This window comes from Paenibacillus glycinis (genome assembly GCF_009909185.1).
GTDB lineage: Bacteria > Bacillota > Bacilli > Paenibacillales > Paenibacillaceae > Paenibacillus_Z > Paenibacillus_Z glycinis.
The window spans coordinates 135,871-151,743 of the sequence record NZ_JAAAMV010000002.1; the positions used below are offsets into that span (position 1 = coordinate 135,871).

The 15,873-nt window shown below is 62.5% G+C and carries 11 protein-coding genes; 1 reads left to right on the top strand and 10 read right to left on the bottom strand.

Annotated features, from left to right (window positions below):
• Window positions 1-111 precede the first annotated feature (111 nt).
• Window positions 112-936 (top strand): S8 family serine peptidase, encoded by an 825-nt coding sequence (locus GT019_RS04715; protein WP_161741599.1) that lies wholly within the window; start codon window positions 112-114, stop codon window positions 934-936.
• Here GT019_RS04715 and GT019_RS04720 read toward each other — a convergent pair.
• The 10 genes from GT019_RS04720 to GT019_RS04765 all read right to left on the bottom strand — a co-directional run bounded on the left by GT019_RS04720 (window position 933) and on the right by GT019_RS04765 (window position 15,835).
• Window positions 933-4,574, bottom strand: coding sequence for a hypothetical protein (locus GT019_RS04720; RefSeq protein ID WP_161741600.1), 3,642 nt, complete (start codon window positions 4,572-4,574; stop codon window positions 933-935). The two genes, GT019_RS04715 and GT019_RS04720, sit on opposite strands and share 4 nt — an antisense overlap.
• 65 nt (window positions 4,575-4,639) lie before the next feature.
• Window positions 4,640-6,184, bottom strand: coding sequence for a hypothetical protein (locus GT019_RS04725; protein ID WP_161741601.1), 1,545 nt, complete (start codon window positions 6,182-6,184; stop codon window positions 4,640-4,642).
• Window positions 6,185-6,201: 17 nt separating this feature from the next.
• Window positions 6,202-7,203: a hypothetical protein gene (locus GT019_RS04730; protein WP_161741602.1), complete on the bottom strand. Its 1,002-nt coding sequence runs from the start codon at window positions 7,201-7,203 to the stop codon at window positions 6,202-6,204.
• Window positions 7,204-7,210: 7 nt separating this feature from the next.
• Complete coding sequence (locus GT019_RS04735) at window positions 7,211-7,834, bottom strand: DUF1906 domain-containing protein (RefSeq protein ID WP_161741603.1); 624 nt, start codon at window positions 7,832-7,834, stop codon at window positions 7,211-7,213.
• Between the two features lie 151 nt (window positions 7,835-7,985).
• A complete protein-coding gene (locus GT019_RS04740; RefSeq protein ID WP_161741604.1) occupies window positions 7,986-8,654 on the bottom strand; it encodes a response regulator in 669 nt (222 codons plus the stop codon).
• Entirely contained in the window at window positions 8,651-9,868 is a 1,218-nt protein-coding gene (locus GT019_RS04745) for an ATP-binding response regulator (protein WP_161741605.1), read from the bottom strand. The genes GT019_RS04740 and GT019_RS04745 overlap by 4 nt, the downstream gene beginning before the upstream one ends.
• Window positions 9,865-13,230 (bottom strand): ATP-binding protein, encoded by a 3,366-nt coding sequence (locus GT019_RS04750; protein WP_161741606.1) that lies wholly within the window; start codon window positions 13,228-13,230, stop codon window positions 9,865-9,867. The genes GT019_RS04745 and GT019_RS04750 overlap by 4 nt, the downstream gene beginning before the upstream one ends.
• Entirely contained in the window at window positions 13,223-13,849 is a 627-nt protein-coding gene (locus tag GT019_RS04755; protein ID WP_161741607.1) for a hypothetical protein, read from the bottom strand. The genes GT019_RS04750 and GT019_RS04755 overlap by 8 nt, the downstream gene beginning before the upstream one ends.
• Before the next feature lie 174 nt (window positions 13,850-14,023).
• Window positions 14,024-14,905 (bottom strand): carbohydrate ABC transporter permease, encoded by an 882-nt coding sequence (locus GT019_RS04760; protein WP_161741608.1) that lies wholly within the window; start codon window positions 14,903-14,905, stop codon window positions 14,024-14,026.
• A gap of 21 nt (window positions 14,906-14,926) precedes the next feature.
• Entirely contained in the window at window positions 14,927-15,835 is a 909-nt protein-coding gene (locus GT019_RS04765; RefSeq protein ID WP_161741609.1) for an ABC transporter permease, read from the bottom strand.
• Window positions 15,836-15,873 lie beyond the last annotated feature (38 nt).

Below are 15,873 nucleotides of genomic sequence, written 5' to 3' on the forward strand. Positions count from 1 at the left end.
ACGCCGATGGACATCGGCGCGACACGCGCGACGGTTCCAAGGTTCGTGAAGGATTCGCCGGATTCGGCTCGAATTCATTCCGTAGTCTAGCGCGAAAGGAAGTCGTTTCTCTTGTTTAATGATGTTAACTATCCACCAACCCGCTCCGCATCGGGTATAGTCGTCGCAATCGTCGACTCCGGGATCGATCCGGACCGGCTGCCGTCCGGAACCGTTCTCCTGCCGGGCGTGAACCTCAGCGGCGACGGGGATATCGCCGACACGGGCGATCCGGCCGGGCATGGGACCGCCGTGGCGTCCACGATCCTGCGAATCGCGCCCGGCGTCCGCCTCCTGCCCGTCAAGACGATGAACAGGCGCGGCGTGCTGCGCGAAGCCGCCCTCGTCGAGTCGGCCCTCGCCTGGATCGCGACGCGCCGGGAAGCGCTCGGCATCGGCATCGTCTGCGCTGCTTTTGCCGACTCGAGCCATCGCGTATCGGACGAGAGCTTGCGCGGCACGGCGGTGCGGCGCCTGATCGCGGAGCTGCGAGAAGCGGGCGTTCCGACGGTTGCCGCCGCCGGCAATTGGTACCCGGAGCATCGCGCCCGCAGCCGTCACGGCATGGCGTGGCCCGCGATCATTCGCGAAGCCGTCAGCGTCGGCGCGTTGGCCGGCCGCGAAGAAGGCGTCAAGCTCGCCAATGCGAGCCAGCGCCTTCATGCCAGTCTGGGTACCGGGTGCAGCACGACCTTCTTCGCCCTGCCCGGCGAGCCCGGCGAGACGAGCGGCGCGGCCGCGGTCGTCGCCGGATGCTTGGCCGCGCTGCGGCAATCGTTCCCGGGAGAATCGGTCGATGCGTCGGTCGTTCGGCTGCGCCGTATCCAGCGGGAAGTCGCGGATGCCGACGGTCTCCGCTGGCCGACCGTGGATCCGCGCGACCTCGCCGCCGATTAATTGGTCAGCAGCTGTTCCTTCCGGGCCGTGATCGGGACGCGGATCAAGTCCAGCACGAAAGCCAGGCCTTTGCCGCCTCCGCCGAAAGCGAGCAGGATCGCCTTGGTCTCTTCGTCGTCGTCCAAATCCGCGGCGGAGATGAGCGCGGAGCCGGCATGATCGAACAAGCTCTCGATCCAGGCGAGCGATTCCGTCGTCTTCTCGTCGTTCGCTTCGGGCGTATTCGCCTTGACGTCCCCGTCGATGACTTTGCCGAACACGGCCGTGCGCAGGATGAAATGCACGACATTGCCGACGACGTCGATGCCGGAGCTGACCTTGCGCAGCTTATCGGCATCCGCGCCGCTCTTGTTCTCCGCGAGGAGCAGCGCGACCGATTTGACCGACAACACCCCGGAGAGCGCCAGCATCGTCCACTCCAGCGCGGATACGTCCTCGCCTTTGTTCACGTGCATGCCGAACGCTTCCGCGGCGACGCCGATGGCGCCGAAGCCCGCGCCGAGCCAGAGCTGCCAGGCTTTGGCCGGCTCCGATTTGCTGCCCGTCGTGGCAGCGGTGCCCTGCACGAAAGCTTGGTAGCCCGCGATGATCATGCTCATGAACGAGCCGGCCAGGCCGCCCGCCCACGAGAATTTGCGCAGTCCGTCGACGCCGGATTGGACCGTGACGCTGCCGAACGAGAACGGAATAATGTCGCCTTTCTTGAACGGCGCTTCTCCGAGCATGAGCTTGTAGGCGATCGTGGCCGGAATGGCGGTCAGCATCATGACGCCGTCGATCATCCGGAACGACGTATCGATATGGGCGCCCGGCGCGACGAGTTTGACCAGCTTCTCGATGAACGGGAAGCTGATTCTGGCGAACAGCGCATCCCGCGCCACGCCGATCAGATTCCGCATCAAGTCGAGCGTGCGCAGCACGAAGTCGCGAAGGCCAGCCAACACGCCCTCCAGGACATCCGCCCCGATAGTGACGAGCACGTCCTTGATCGTCTCGAAATTCAACTCCCCCGCCTTCGGCATCGTGCCGTCGAACAGCCGGCCGAGGTCGTGCTGCAATTTGCCCCACGTGGTCATCAAATCATCAAGCTCGTCGCTGAGCAGTCCCTCGACGAACGCCTCCGCGGCAGCCACCGCTTCGGTCGCCGGGTCCGGTCCTTCCACGTGGATGATCTCGTCCGCGAGCTTCCCGAGATTTTGCGTAACCCAGCCTACGACGCTGTTGCCGCTTACGTCGTCCAGCAGCTTCTGGATCGGGGCCGTCGCGCGGCCGATATCGTCCAGGAGGCTAAGGCCCGGACCGGGACGGCTCGGTTTCGCCGGCACATTGCTTCCGTCCCCCCGCCATTGCTCGATCTGGGCGATCGCTTTGCCGAAGCCGCCCGCGACCTGCGTCTTCAGGAAGTCCACTTTGTCCTTGAGCGAGGACAACGCTTCGTCCGTCGCTTCCACCATGGCATTGCGGACCAGGACGATATCTTCCCAATCGAACAGGAACTTCAAGTAATCCCATAGCCGCTCCAACCCCGTTTTGACCTGCGTCCAGAGCCATTTGAAGAACGCGCCGGCCTCCTCGAGCGTGGACAGCACGAATTTTTTGATTTTGTCGCCGATGGCGCACACGAACCGGAATGCCCCTTCCGCCTTATGCAGCACGAAGGTCAGGCCTTCCTTGGCCTTCTCTCCGATCCCTTCGAAGAAATCGGCGATCGTATGGCCAAGGTTGACGAAGAAATGCTCCGCGCTCTCCGCCGCCCCGATGAGCTTCGACAACGCGTCGCCTTGCACGGCCCGCACGCCGTTCCCGTCGGCCTGAATGCCCCAGCGGAACGAATCCGGCAGCGCATCGGCCCGCAGCGCCGAGCTGTATGGCGCATTCGCCGGCACCGGCCGCGCGTCCGGAGCCGCTCCTCCCGAAGAGAAGGCGATGCCGGCCGCCTGATTGAGCGAAGCCGCCACCGCGTCGACTTGATCCCGGTCGGCGCCGGAGCGGAAGTTATCCGGCAGCAGCGGCTGGCCGCCGTTCGGCGTGCTCACGGTCGCTTCGCGCAGCTCGTCGCCGGTCATCGTCTTGAACCGGTCGAATACGCCGGAAGCCGGATTGACGTCGATATGCCCGTCGATCCCCTCCACCGTGAACCGGTAGACGGCCGGCGTCAGCGAACGAACCTTGTTGAACAGGATGACGCCGCCGTTCAAGTCGGTTAGCGCCTCGACGGAGGCGCCGGGTCCGATAAGCACGGCGCCGCCGTTCAGGGAGACGCTCGACAGCAGCGACGCCGCGACCGACACTTTCACCGCCTGCTTCGGCGCTCCTCCTTCGCCAAGGATGCGAAGCGACGTGCCGTAACAGGTCGTCTGCATCATGCCCGCCGGATCGGCTACGTGCAGCGTCGTCTCCTGCCAGACGCCGGTCGCCGCGTCCTGCCAGACGTATCCGGCATGCGCGTCGGCATAGACGGCCAATATCGAAGCCGTCGCATGGCCATCGCCGGGGACGGGAGCGATCTCCTGCACGCCGGTTCTCAGCCGGAGCGACGGCGTCCAATCCGCGCCCGCGTTCGGCCTTTTCGCGACGATCAAGTCGCCGTTCTGCAGCAGCGCCCATACGGAGACGCTGCCGTCCGCGCCTTCGCCGACGATGACGTCCCGGACGTTCACCGCGGCCGCGGCATCGACGATCGTCGCCGCCTGCGCATCGTCGGCGTTGTCCAGCTCTTCGGCCGCGATGAGCTGCAGGCCCTGTCCGCCGATATACACGTTCGTGCCGTTCTCCGTCGTGATTCCGGTCTCGATCACGTTGGCGCCGGCGGGACACGGTAGGCCGACGACTGGCGGAATCGTAGTCGGCTTGCCGGCGACGTCGTATTCGGGAAACGGCCGGAAGGCCAGCACCCGTTCGCCGCCGCCCGTGCCCAGAACGATAAGCCCTCCGCCGTACGTCGGATGGACGGCGGCCTCGAAATCGAGGATTTCCTCCAGGGTCACGGCAGGATTGAAGACGAGCGCTCCCGGGAAGGAAGCCGCTCTGCCGCTGCGCAGCAGATAGACGGCTTCGTTCGGCCCGCTGCTTCCCGCAAGCGCGACGGTCCATGTGCCGTCGCCCTCGTCCAGCACGCGGATGCCTTCGACGCGGACGCTCTCCCTCGTGCCGCAATCGGCCCAGGCGAGCTTGGTCCAATCGCTGCTGGCGCTGGATACGTCGTATGCCACGAAGACGCGGCTTTGCGTCTGGCCGGGTCCGGCGTCGACCGCGACGGCGACCGTCATGCGGTCGTCGTCCGTCCAACCGGCGCCGACGGCGCGCACTTGGGGCACCCCGCCGACCGCGGAGGCGAGCGCGGCGCCGAGATCGGTCCTGCTCCAGCCGCCTTCCGCGTTCCCGTCCTTGCGGACGAGGTAGAGGCCGTTCTGATTGCCGATCGTCAGCACCATCGGCGTGACGATGCCGGACCTGCGGTCGGGAAGCGCGATGACGCGCCGCTGAAAGCGCCCGTGCGCGGACGGGTCGGCCAGATCCTCAAGGCCGAACGTCCGGGCGGCCTCCATATGGTCGATAATGTCGTTCGAGACGGTAAACTGCACCGGATTGCCTGTCGTATCCTTCGCCTCGAAACGCACCACTCTCGGTTGATTCATGGTCATTCCCCTTTCGATTGCAAACTTTTATTTTGATCGACGGCTAAACGCCATTCGAGCTGCGTTCACGGCGCCTGGTAGATTACGTCGAGCAGCATGTCGCCCGTCTGGTCGGAGAACCGCAGATCCTGGAACGAGAACACGCCGCCGCCCGGCGGAATGAAGTGGCTTTGGGACAGATCGACCGCGACGTGACCCAGCGCGTTCTGCAGCGCGGCATTCATGGCGTCGACCTTGTCGGTCACGATATTGCCGAGCATCTCCAGCATCGTGCCGCCGTTGATCCCGAGAATCTTCGGTATCCATGAGACGCCGTTCTCGACGACGCCGAAGCCGCTCGCATCGTCCTTCGTCTGCTTGAAGTCGCCGATGCTGTAATTCAGCTGCGAATCCACCGCGAATTCCTTCGTTCCGCCCCGCGCCGTCAGCGTGACGGCGCCGCCGATCGGCCGGTACCCTGCCGCCTCCAGGCGGGACGTCTCCGTGCCGAGCGGTCCGAGCGTATGCTCGGTATACGTGAACGATCCGTCGATGCTGCCCGAGATGTCGAGGCGGTTCGCGCCGGGAACGATGGCGATCTCGAGCAGATAGCTGCGGGCCTGCACTACTTTACGGTCCACGAGATCCCGGTTCGTATGGCTGGCGGAATCCTCGAATGCGAATCTCCGCTTCAACCCGTCGACGACGGGATCGGAGCCCAGCGCTTGCTTGAACTGCGGCATCAGGTAATTGTCGAGGAACACTTCCTTGCGGATCGCCAGCAAGCCGGACACGAGTCCTTTCGTCCCGTCGATCATCGCCGGATCGATCCAACCGTCCGCCAGCTTAATCCTGGCCGCGTTGATGTCGCCGGGAAGGCTCTTGCCCGAGAACATGCCGAGATAGCTGAGCGTTGCGGCATCCGCCGCCCGCCAATCGGCGTGCACGTCAAAGATGAAGTCCGTCATCGCGAACGTCGGCGTTTGATGCGCCGTGTTGCGCCGCACGACCGTACCGAGCATGTAATCGCCCAGATCGCCCTGCAGCAGGAGGTTGAGGCAGCTGAGCGCCTTGGTTCGGGCATGCTTCGACACGCCGTCCGGGATGGCTACGTCCTTGTTGTCCGAGAGCAGCAGATCGACCTCGGTCAATTTCATGAATAAGTACTCGATCGAGAAGACGTCCTCCGGCAGCCCGCTGGCGCCGATCGTCTCCTGCGCCGCGTCATGGGCGTCTGCATCGATCAGCGCGAGCGTCTTCAGGTCGACCGGCTTTTTGTCCAGATCGGTAAGGAACGAGACGCGCCAGTCCGCGATCGCTTGATCTCCGGTCTCTTCTTCGTCTTCGTCGTAATAATGGACATTGCCCGATTGCAGCGTGAGGGTCACCTTCACTTGGCCGAGCTTCCCGTCCGCCACGTTCAGGCTGACGTCAAGAGGGGCGATAACCGCCGTCATGCCGAATTTGGACGTCGTGCCATCCTCCTTTTTCGGATAGATGGACAACGTTTCGTCCAGTTGCTTCCGCCGTTTCCACGCCTTCCATGCATAGGCCATCTGGCTGTTGATCGCTTTCTGGGAAAGCGCCAAACAGAGATCGAAATCGGTCAATATGTTTTTACTGTCGCTCATCGTTATCTCTCCTCTGATTAAGTTTGCGCGGTGCTCTTCGTGCGGTCGATCGTCTTGCTCGTCAGGTAACCGGCATGGCTGATGCCGAGCAACGCCAGCAGTCCCTCGCTCACTGCCGGGAACGTCGCGATGCCGCCGGGCGCGCGGGTATTGAACATTTGCAGCAGCAGCGCTGCGTAGCTAAGCGCGGCAATCACGGTAAAGAAGAACATTTGCAGCTTCGCCAGATCGACGTACCGCGCGTTTTTCACTTCTTCTCCCTCGAACATGTCGGTCCAGGAAGCGTCGGCGAAGCTCGAATTGGCGAACAGGATGCCGTCGCTGCCTTCCACGTCCGCGGGCTGCAGCTTGCCTGCCTCGTCCGGGTCGATCGTCTTGGCCTGCTTCGTCGTATGAATGAGGGGCGTCGCGACGAGCGACGTGAAGCTGATGCCCATCAGCGCCCACAGATGCCAATCCATCGCGATATTAAGCGCCTCCTCGATGTCCTGCAATCCGTAGATGCGCAGCGATGCGGCCGTATAGTAAGCGGACAGCAGCACGAGCGTCCAGAGCACCGTCTGAAATCGCGACAGGCTGATCAGATTGCGTTCGTTCACGAGAAGCCCGAACGGCCTCCCGGTCACGCGCAGGCTGACGATCATGAAGAAGCAGCCCATGAGGACGAGCGCCGCGATCCACAAGACGCCTTGCCCGGCGCTGGCATGCTCGCCGAGGTCGGCCGCCTGCCGCAGCGCGTCATCCGACACCGGCGGCTTCGCGCCTTCTTGAACGCCGGCCAGGATGCGATTCAGCTCGGCCTTCATGACGTCCGCGTCCGAGAGGTCCCGCTTCGTCAGTTCCTTGCCGAACAGCTCCCGGTCGAGCGCGATGACGAGCTCTTTCGCCGCCGGCTTCGACAGATTGGCGTGCACGAGCAAGCCGGGAAGCGCGAGCAGCAGCGCCAGGATGCCCAGCAGGCCGGCGAAGCCGGTCAGGCCGATCGTTCTCGGCAGCGGTGCAAGCCGCAATTGCGCCATGCGTCCGTCACGCTCCCTTCACTTGGAAGCCGCCGCAGTCGCCGGTGCTGACGTTCGTGTCCACGGGGATGCCCGCCACCGTCGCGCCCGACAGCTGCTTGATGTTCCAATCGCCGAACGCGTCGTGTCCGCTCCATCCCCGCGATTCGGCCAGCCAGGCATAGCTGACGCTTGGATTCGCGTTCAGCATGTGCCGACAGGTCCGGCCCGAGCCGTAAATGCCGATCGCGTATTCTCCGCCGGCTGCCTTTGCCCCCTGGAATGCATCGACGATCCCGCGCATGTACGCGCCGACGTCGCCCGCCAAGTCTTCGGCCGATGCATCGTAATCGACGGCGAAGTAGATCGGCGTCTTCGCCGGCTGCCCGACGGACCTGGCGCAGCGGCAGGCGTCGGCTCCGTCCTTCTTCCCCGCTTCGTACGAGAAATACGCGCGCGAGGTCGGATACCCGTTCTCCCATACCGCGACGATATGCAGGCCGGCATTCGATAACGCCGCCGCTTCCGTGGCCGTCAGGTTCTTGCCCAGATTGTTCCGGTTGTAATACCTGCACACGAAATCATATCCCGCTTCCTTGATGGCAGCGGCGAGCGAATGGCAATTGACCGTCGTATCGAGTCCTTTTCCCATTGACGCTCCTCCTTTCTCCTTTTGCATGAATGTGATGGCCTTTCTGTATACAGTTATACCGGGAATGACAGTCATGGCGGCAGTTACGGCCGTCATCGATTTTGTCATATGACAAAAAAACCGACCCCTAAGGGTCGGCATGGGCAAGATATTAGATCGATTGCATTTCCTTCAGCGCAAGCAGCGCTTTGGCCCGGTCGCTTACGCCGATTTTGGAATAAATGACGCTGACATAATTGCGCACGGTTCCTTCCTGCATGAATAGTGCTTTGGCTATCTGCTTGTTTGTCAGCCCCTGAAGCATGAGCCGCGAAACTTCCGCTTCGCGTTCCGTCAAACGGATTTCGCGGCGAAGCAGATGCGACGCTCCGTCCAGGGGTTCGGCCGCCGCCGACAGCCGCGTCAGGTTCGCCGCCAGCTTGGCGGCTATGACGGCCGGCATCATGAGCTTCCCGGCTGAGGCGTCCCGGATCGCCTCCACGAGGCGCCTGCCTTCCATGTCCTTCAGAAGGTATCCGCTCGCGCCTAGCGACAGGCCGTCCACGATATACCTATCCTCGGCGAAGGTGGAGAGCAGCAGCACGACCGTGTCCGGCGCCTCCTCCTTGATCCGCCGCGTGCATTCGATCCCGTTCATGACCGGCATCTGGATGTCGAGCAGGACCAGATCCGGCTTGCAGGCGTGAACGGCTTCGAGCGCTAGCAGTCCGTTCTCGGCCGAGCCGACTACCTCCATGTCCGGCTGGAGCTCCAATATCGTCTGTAAGCCCTCCCGCATCAGCGCTTGGTCGTCGGCAATTACGATGCGCATCGCCCTCATACTTGCATCTCCGATCGCGGTACCGGCAGCCGAATGCGCAGCTCCATGCCCGTATCCGCCGCTGCTTCCAGGGCCAGCGTTCCGTGCGCGAGCTCCACTTGATCCCGCAGCGCGCCAAGTCCGAACCCGAAACGAACGCCTGGCGGCGCGGACCCGTTATTGCGAAGAGTGAACACAATCAGACTGTCCAAGAAACCTAGCTCGAACTGGAAGCGGGAGCTTCGTCCGTGGCGGATGCCGTTCGTCAGTCCCTCCTGCAGCGCATGGCAGATCAGCTTGATCTGAAAAAACGTCAGCTTGGGCAGCTGTCCGATGCGGCAGTCGATGTCGACACCTGCATGCGCCACTGTCTCCCCGACGATCCGCTCCAGATCCTTGCGCAGATCGATCGTCTCCCGTTCGCCCGCCAGCTGATGCACGGAGCTGCGGATCTCGTCCAAGCCTTTGCGGACGAGCTGTCCCGCCAGCTCCATTTTTCCAGCGGCCCGGGACGTGTCGACCTCGATCAATAACTTGCCCGCTTCCAGCTGGACGACGGCGGTCGTCAGCGTATGGCCGACGACGTTATGGATGTCCCGCGCGATCCGGTTGCGTTCTTCGAGGACCGAGACTTCCATCATTGCCTCGTAGGCCTGCCGGATGGACGCTTGAAGCTCCTTCGCCCGCGCTTCTAACTCTTGCGTGCGCTCGCGGACCCGCTGCTCCAGCGTTTCCTTGGCCGCGAGGACGCCGCTTAAATGCTGATACGTGCGGATCGAGGCGTATACAGCGCTGAACAGTTTGGTGCTGGTCAGCTCCGTCTTCTCCTTGTAATCGCTGATATCGTAATCGCGAATGACCGTATGCTCCGGCGCTTGCCCGGGCTGCCCGGTCCGCAGGATAATGCGGACGAGCGAATTGCCCATCACGCTTCGCACATGCCTGACGAGCATTAGCCCGGCGTCGTCCGTTTCCATGACCACGTCGAGCAGCACGACGGCGATATCCGGATGCCGCTCGAGCAGCTGCACCGCCTCGCCTGCGGTGTACGCGCTCAAGAACTGCAATTTGCGCGCCTCGAACGCCTGCCCTTCCAGCACCAGCTTCGTTACTTTATGAATATCCCGGTCGTCGTCGACGATCAGAAACTTCCAGAAGCGCATGTCCGCGTCCTCGACGGGATCGTCGCCGGCCAGATGCACCAGCTCCGACGCCGGGTCTATGATTTCGTTCATCCTGTTCCCTCCAATGCCGCGCTTTGCAGCGGCAGCGCCATCTGAAAGGCCGTTCCGTGGCCCAAGACGCTGTCGCAAACGATCGTTCCGCCCCATTTCTGCACAACCAGGTTATACACGACGCTGAGCCCGAGGCCGGTCCCGCCCTGACCGCGCTTGGTCGTGACGAACGGATCGAAGATCCGGGGCAGCAGGCCGGGCTCGATGCCCCGGCCGTCGTCCGAGAAGGTGACGATCAACGAGCGGCCGTCGGATTCCGCCCGGATGACGATATGCCCGGCCCGGGAGTCGTCGAACGCGTGCAGCAGCGAATTCAGCAGCAGGTTCGTGACGATCTGGTACAGCACGCCCGGATAGCCCCGCACCTCCAAGTCCTCGTCGGCGACCAACGCGACCGCATGGCGGGTTTGCTTTAATTTGGGCGATAGGCTGAGCAGGATCTCCTCCAAGTACGCTTTTACCCGGAACGCACGACGCTCCTCGAACGTCTGGTCCGCGGCCACCTGCTTGAAGCTGGCGATCAGCTTCTCCGTGCGCTGCAGGTTGCTGAGCAGGATCGACGCGGTCTCGCCGCATTCGGCGAAGAATGCTTCCAGCTCGCCGCGCCGAAGCAGCCCCTCGGAATACCGCGCCAGCAGCGCTTTCGAACGTTCCACCAAGTGGGAGGACGCGGTCACGCCGATTCCGATCGGGCTGTTGATCTCATGCGCGACGCCGGCGACGAGTCCGCCGAGCGAGGCAAGCTTCTCCGACTGCAGGAGCCGGCTTCTCGCCTGCTTGAGCGAAGCGAGCGTCTCTTCGAGCTGTTCGGTCCGCTCGCTCACGCGCCGCTCCAGCGATTGGTTCCATTGCGCGAGCTGCAGGTGCAGCCCGATGCGCGCGAGCAGTTCGCGCTTGACGACCGGCTTCGTCACGTAATCGTTGGCGCCCGCGCCGAAGCCATCGATCAAGTCGTCGTCGAGCGGCTTCGCGGTCAGGAAAATGACCGGGAGCTCGATCGCCGAATACGACTCGCGAAGGCGGGCGCATAATTCGAAGCCGGACATTCTCGGCAGCATGACGTCCAGCACGGCCAGATCCGGCTTGCCCTGGGCTTCGATCAAACGCAGCGCCTCGACGGGATCGGCAGCCTCCATCACCGCATAGCCGGCCATCGTCAGATGGTTGCGGAGCACCTGAAGGTTCACCGCTTCGTCATCCACGATCAGGATGCGTCCCGCCTTTTCTGCCCGCTCTGCCGTCTCCGCCGTTGCTCCTGATTGAACCGGATCGGACGATTCGGGCACCGCAGTCCCTGCCGCGTCCCGAATGGCCATCGAAGGTTCCGCGGCGCCCGCAAGGACGCCGCGCGCGGCTTCGTCCGGATGATTCGCGCCGACCGGCGCGCGCGAAGGCCCCGCGGAATGGCGGGACGCTCTGGGCAGCGTGAAGACGACGCTCGTTCCCCCGCCGGGCGGCGATTCCGCGAATACGGCTCCGCCGTGCAGCTCCACGAGCTTCTTGGTCACGGCCAGGCCGAGCCCTGCTCCTTGATGCGCGGCGCCTTCGCCCTGCTCGTAAGCTTCGAATACCCGTTCGCGGAACGCCTCGGCTATGCCGGTGCCCGTATCCGTCACCCGGATCTCCGCTTCCTCCGCGCTTGCCGCGGCGGTGACCGCGATGCGGCCGGCTTCCGTGAATTTGACCGCGTTGCCGATCAGATTATGCAGGATTTGCTGCAGCCGGTTCTCGTCCGCCAGGACCGTCAGGTCCCTCGGCACTTCGTTGACGAGCTCGACCTTCTTCCCGCGCAGAAGCGGCCCGTTCAGTCGAAGAACCGCGTCGACGGCGGTGCGCAGTTCAATCTCCATCCGGTGTAGCGTCAGCTCCTTATGCTCGAGCCGGGCGTAATCGAGCACGTCGCCCACGAGCGTGGCGAGCCGTCTCCCGCTTGCGACAACCAGCTGCAGGTTGTCGATTGCTTGCCGCGGCAGCGGACCGGCTACACCGTCTATAAGCGATTCGGACAGCCCGATCATGCCATGCAGCGGCGTCCTCAGCTCATGCGAGGTCTGCGCCAGAAATTCGTCCTTGAGTTTATCCATTGCGATCAGCCGGCTGGATAACTGCTCGACGGAGGCGAACGCGCGTACGAAGCGGCCAGCCAGAATGAGCGATTGCATGACGATGAACACGAGCAATCCGTATGGCGCCAGCGATCCGAGATGCGTCTTCTCGCTCATGTAGAGGAAGTCATGCATGATCGTTCCCGCGAGCCCGGCATATCCGATCAGGAAAACCAACGTGCCCGCTTGCCTATCGCGCAGCGCACGCAGCAGCACATGCAAGGTATAGGCGATAATTCCGCAGGTGAACAGCTCGAATGGGATCAGGATCTTGTCGTACCATCGCTGCGGCGTCAACAGGCAGAAGAGCGTCGCGGCTCCGCCCGCCCATCGTGTCACGGTCACGACGCGCCGGGCGAAATAGCGCGGATACAGCGTCTGCACGAACATGACGATCATGATGAGCCCGAAGAAAAAGACGGCGTACGGCACTTTGCAGAACAGCTGCCAATTCAAGTTAGGAAACCAGTTGTAGATATACCTGTCGTTCACGAAAAGAATGCGCACTGCCACGAGCAGCGAGAAAATGCCCAGGTACAACGCGGAACGCTCGCGCCGGCGCAGCACGTACAGCACCAAATGATAGAGGGCCATGATGGTGCAGGCGCCGAACGCGATGAACGTTCCTTCCATGTTCCGCCTGTACAATGATTCGATGCCTGCCGCCGAACCGAGCTGGATGTTGTTCTGCAGGCCGCTCTTCGTATAACTGTAATTCGACAGCTGCACGACGATATCCAGCCGGTCCTGCCCAGAAGCGATGCGCAGCGGCGCGGTTTGCACGATTTGCCGCGCGACCGCGCTGTTCGCGTCGGTGCCGACCGTTCCGGCGGAGGCGACCGGCTCGCCGTTCACCCAGATGCGGTAGGCGGTGAACAGGTTCGTCGCTTTGAGCGATAGCACGGCGTCCCCGGGCTTGAAGCGAACCTGGAGCCGAAGCGTCGCGTAGCCGTCAGCCGGAAAGCTATGGTCTCGTACGGCATGACGATTCCAATAGCCGGGGGACGTGAAATAGCCGGTCGGCTCGGGGACCGCGGGTCCGCGAAAATCTTCCGGCGTCAGCAGCTTCGACCAGTAGAACGCCCACTCGCCCTTCAAGGACACCGGCCCGTCCTGCTGGGAATCCCAATCCGACAAATCCAGGATGCCGGCAACCGCGCGCGGCGCGTGATCGGATCCTCCGCGGGCCGCGCCGCAGCCCGCCAGTGCGATCGCCGCAAGGACGAGCAGCGCCAGGAGCCGAACCGGTCTAGACATCGTTCAGATATAGAAGCTCGTCGCTTAGCCGATAACCGCCGCTCAGCGGCAGGTTCGTGCGGTCGGAGAAATCGATCGGCCGGTAACCGTTGGAGGGCACCGTCCGTTCCATGATGCCGAGCCGCATGTAGGTTTCCGCCACGAGTTCGCTGCAGAAGAAGCTGGCATATCCCGCTTGCGCATGGAAGAGCTTACCTTCGAGCAGCTCGAAGGCCATTCGTTCGAGCGAAGGAAAGGATGCCCCGTGCACCTCTTCGATAAATGCTTGCAGCTTCTCCGCCGTATCGGCTCCGCGCTCTCCCTCCAGCAGGCGGAAGGCGAACAGCGCATCGTATTGCTCGGCCACGTCCGTCGCGATGCGGTCGCGCAGCGAGACGAGCATCGGTCCGGTCTTGATGCGGCGCAGCTCCACGTCCGGGATGGTCTGCGTCGTGGTCGATTCCCAGAACAACGGCTCTTCTACGCCCGGCAGTCTGACGACCATGCCGATATGCGACCAAGGCGCGCCTTCGACCGCCTCCACTTGAATCGCCTCCGGAAAGATGCCGTGGCATAGCAGCAGGTCCCCCGTTTGCAATTTCCCTTTGATCTCCTCGTAAGCAACGCGCCGGCTGTTCATGCACACACTACCTCTCCCATGGAAAATAATTACTGCTCTATTGTATCAAAACAATTTCTCCGCGGGCAGAGGAAATCGAACGAAAAAAAGCCGCCCGCGGGCGGCGCGGCGGCTTTCGGCTGCATGGTGTCTCGGCTTGCACCGCGCGGCATGCGCGCGATTTTGAAACGTTCGTCATTCCTTCACGGACCCGAGCATGATGCCCGAGATGAAATACTTTTGCAGAAAGGGGTAGACGCACAGGATCGGTATGGACGCGACGAACACCTGCGCCGACTTGATCGTGCGGTCGGAGACCATGCTCATCAGCTTCGCGTACTGCTGCGTCATCACCACGGAATTCGACTGCACGAGAATCGTCTGCAGGTAGGATTGCAGCGGATAATGCTTCTGGTCGTTCATGTAGATCAGCCCGTCGAACCAGGCGTTCCAATGGCCGACCGCGACGAATACGATCAGCGTCGCGATGATCGGCATCGACAACGCGAGGTACAGCTGCCCCAGAATCCGGAAATGCCCGGCGCCGTCCATGAAGGCCGATTCTTCGATCTCCCTCGGAATGTTGCGGAAGAAATTCGACAGCAGCAGCACGTTGAACACCGATACCGCGCCGGGCAGCACGAGCGCCCACATGGAATCGAGGATGCCCGTGTACTTCACGATCATGAACGACGGCACGAGCCCGCCGGAGAACAGCATCGTCACGACGAGGTACCAGGCGAAGCTCGACTGGTGCTTGAAGGACGCCTTGTTCTTGGACAGCGGATAGGCGATCAGGATCGTCAGCAGCATGCTGACCGCCGTGCCCAGCACGACGCGCTCGAGCGATACGGCCATCGCGGTCCAATACTCCGATTTGTTCAAGATATATTCGTACGACTTGAACGTCGGCTTGACCGGCCAAATCGTCACGTCCCCGGCGTTGACCGCGCTGCTCGCGCTCAGCGATACCGACAGCACATGGATCATCGGCACCACGCAGCTCAGCGAGAAAAGAATGAACAGCAGCCCGTTCAACGACGTGAACACGCGTCTTCCTATCGAACGATCCGGCATGATTGTCCTCGCCTTCCTTTCCTAAAAGATCCGATGATCCGATACCTTGCGCGCGACGTAGTAAGAGACCGAGATCAACAGCAGGCTGACGACCGACCGGAACAACCCGATCGCCGACGCGAGGGAATATTGCGATTGCTGCAGCCCCATTCGATATACCCACGTATCGATGACGTCGCCGGTCGAATAGACGAGCGGACTGTAGAGCATCAGCACCTGCTCGAAGCCGGCGTTCAGGATGTACCCCATGCTGAGCGTCATCATGAGGATGATCGTTGACTTAATGCCGGGAATCGTGATGTGGAGAATCTGCTTGAACCGGCTCGCGCCGTCCATGACGGCCGCCTCGTACAGCGTCGGATCGATGGTCGTGATGGCGGCCAGGAAGACGATCGTCCCGAAGCCGGTCACCTGCCAGGTCTCCGTGCCGACCAGCACGAACGGAAACAGCGCCGCCTTCGACAGGAAGACGATCGGCGCGATGCCCAGCTTGCCGAGCAGCACGTTGATCAAGCCTTCGCGCGCGAGCATATCCCGGAGGATGCCGCCGAGGATGACCCACGAGAGAAAATACGGAAAGTAAATGATCGTCTGCACGACGCGCCTGAACAGCTTGGAGATGATCTCGTTCAGCAGGATCGCGACGAAGATGGCCGCGAGCGTCTCGACGACGATCTTCATCGCGGCGATGAACAGCGTATTGAGGACGACCTGCTTCACGTCGGGAATGTACATAAGCCGGCGGAAGTTATCGAAGCCGACCCAGTCGGAGTGCAGGAAGCCGAGACTCGGCTCGAAGCGCTGGAACGACATGACGACCCCGAACATCGGAAGATACGCGTAGACGAACAAGACGACGACCGGCGCGATCAGCATGACGTAAAGCGCGAGCTGCTTGCGCGGGATCGTGAACGCTTGCAATAGTTTCATGGCTGCACCTCTATTCCAGGATTACGAGTACTCGGAGA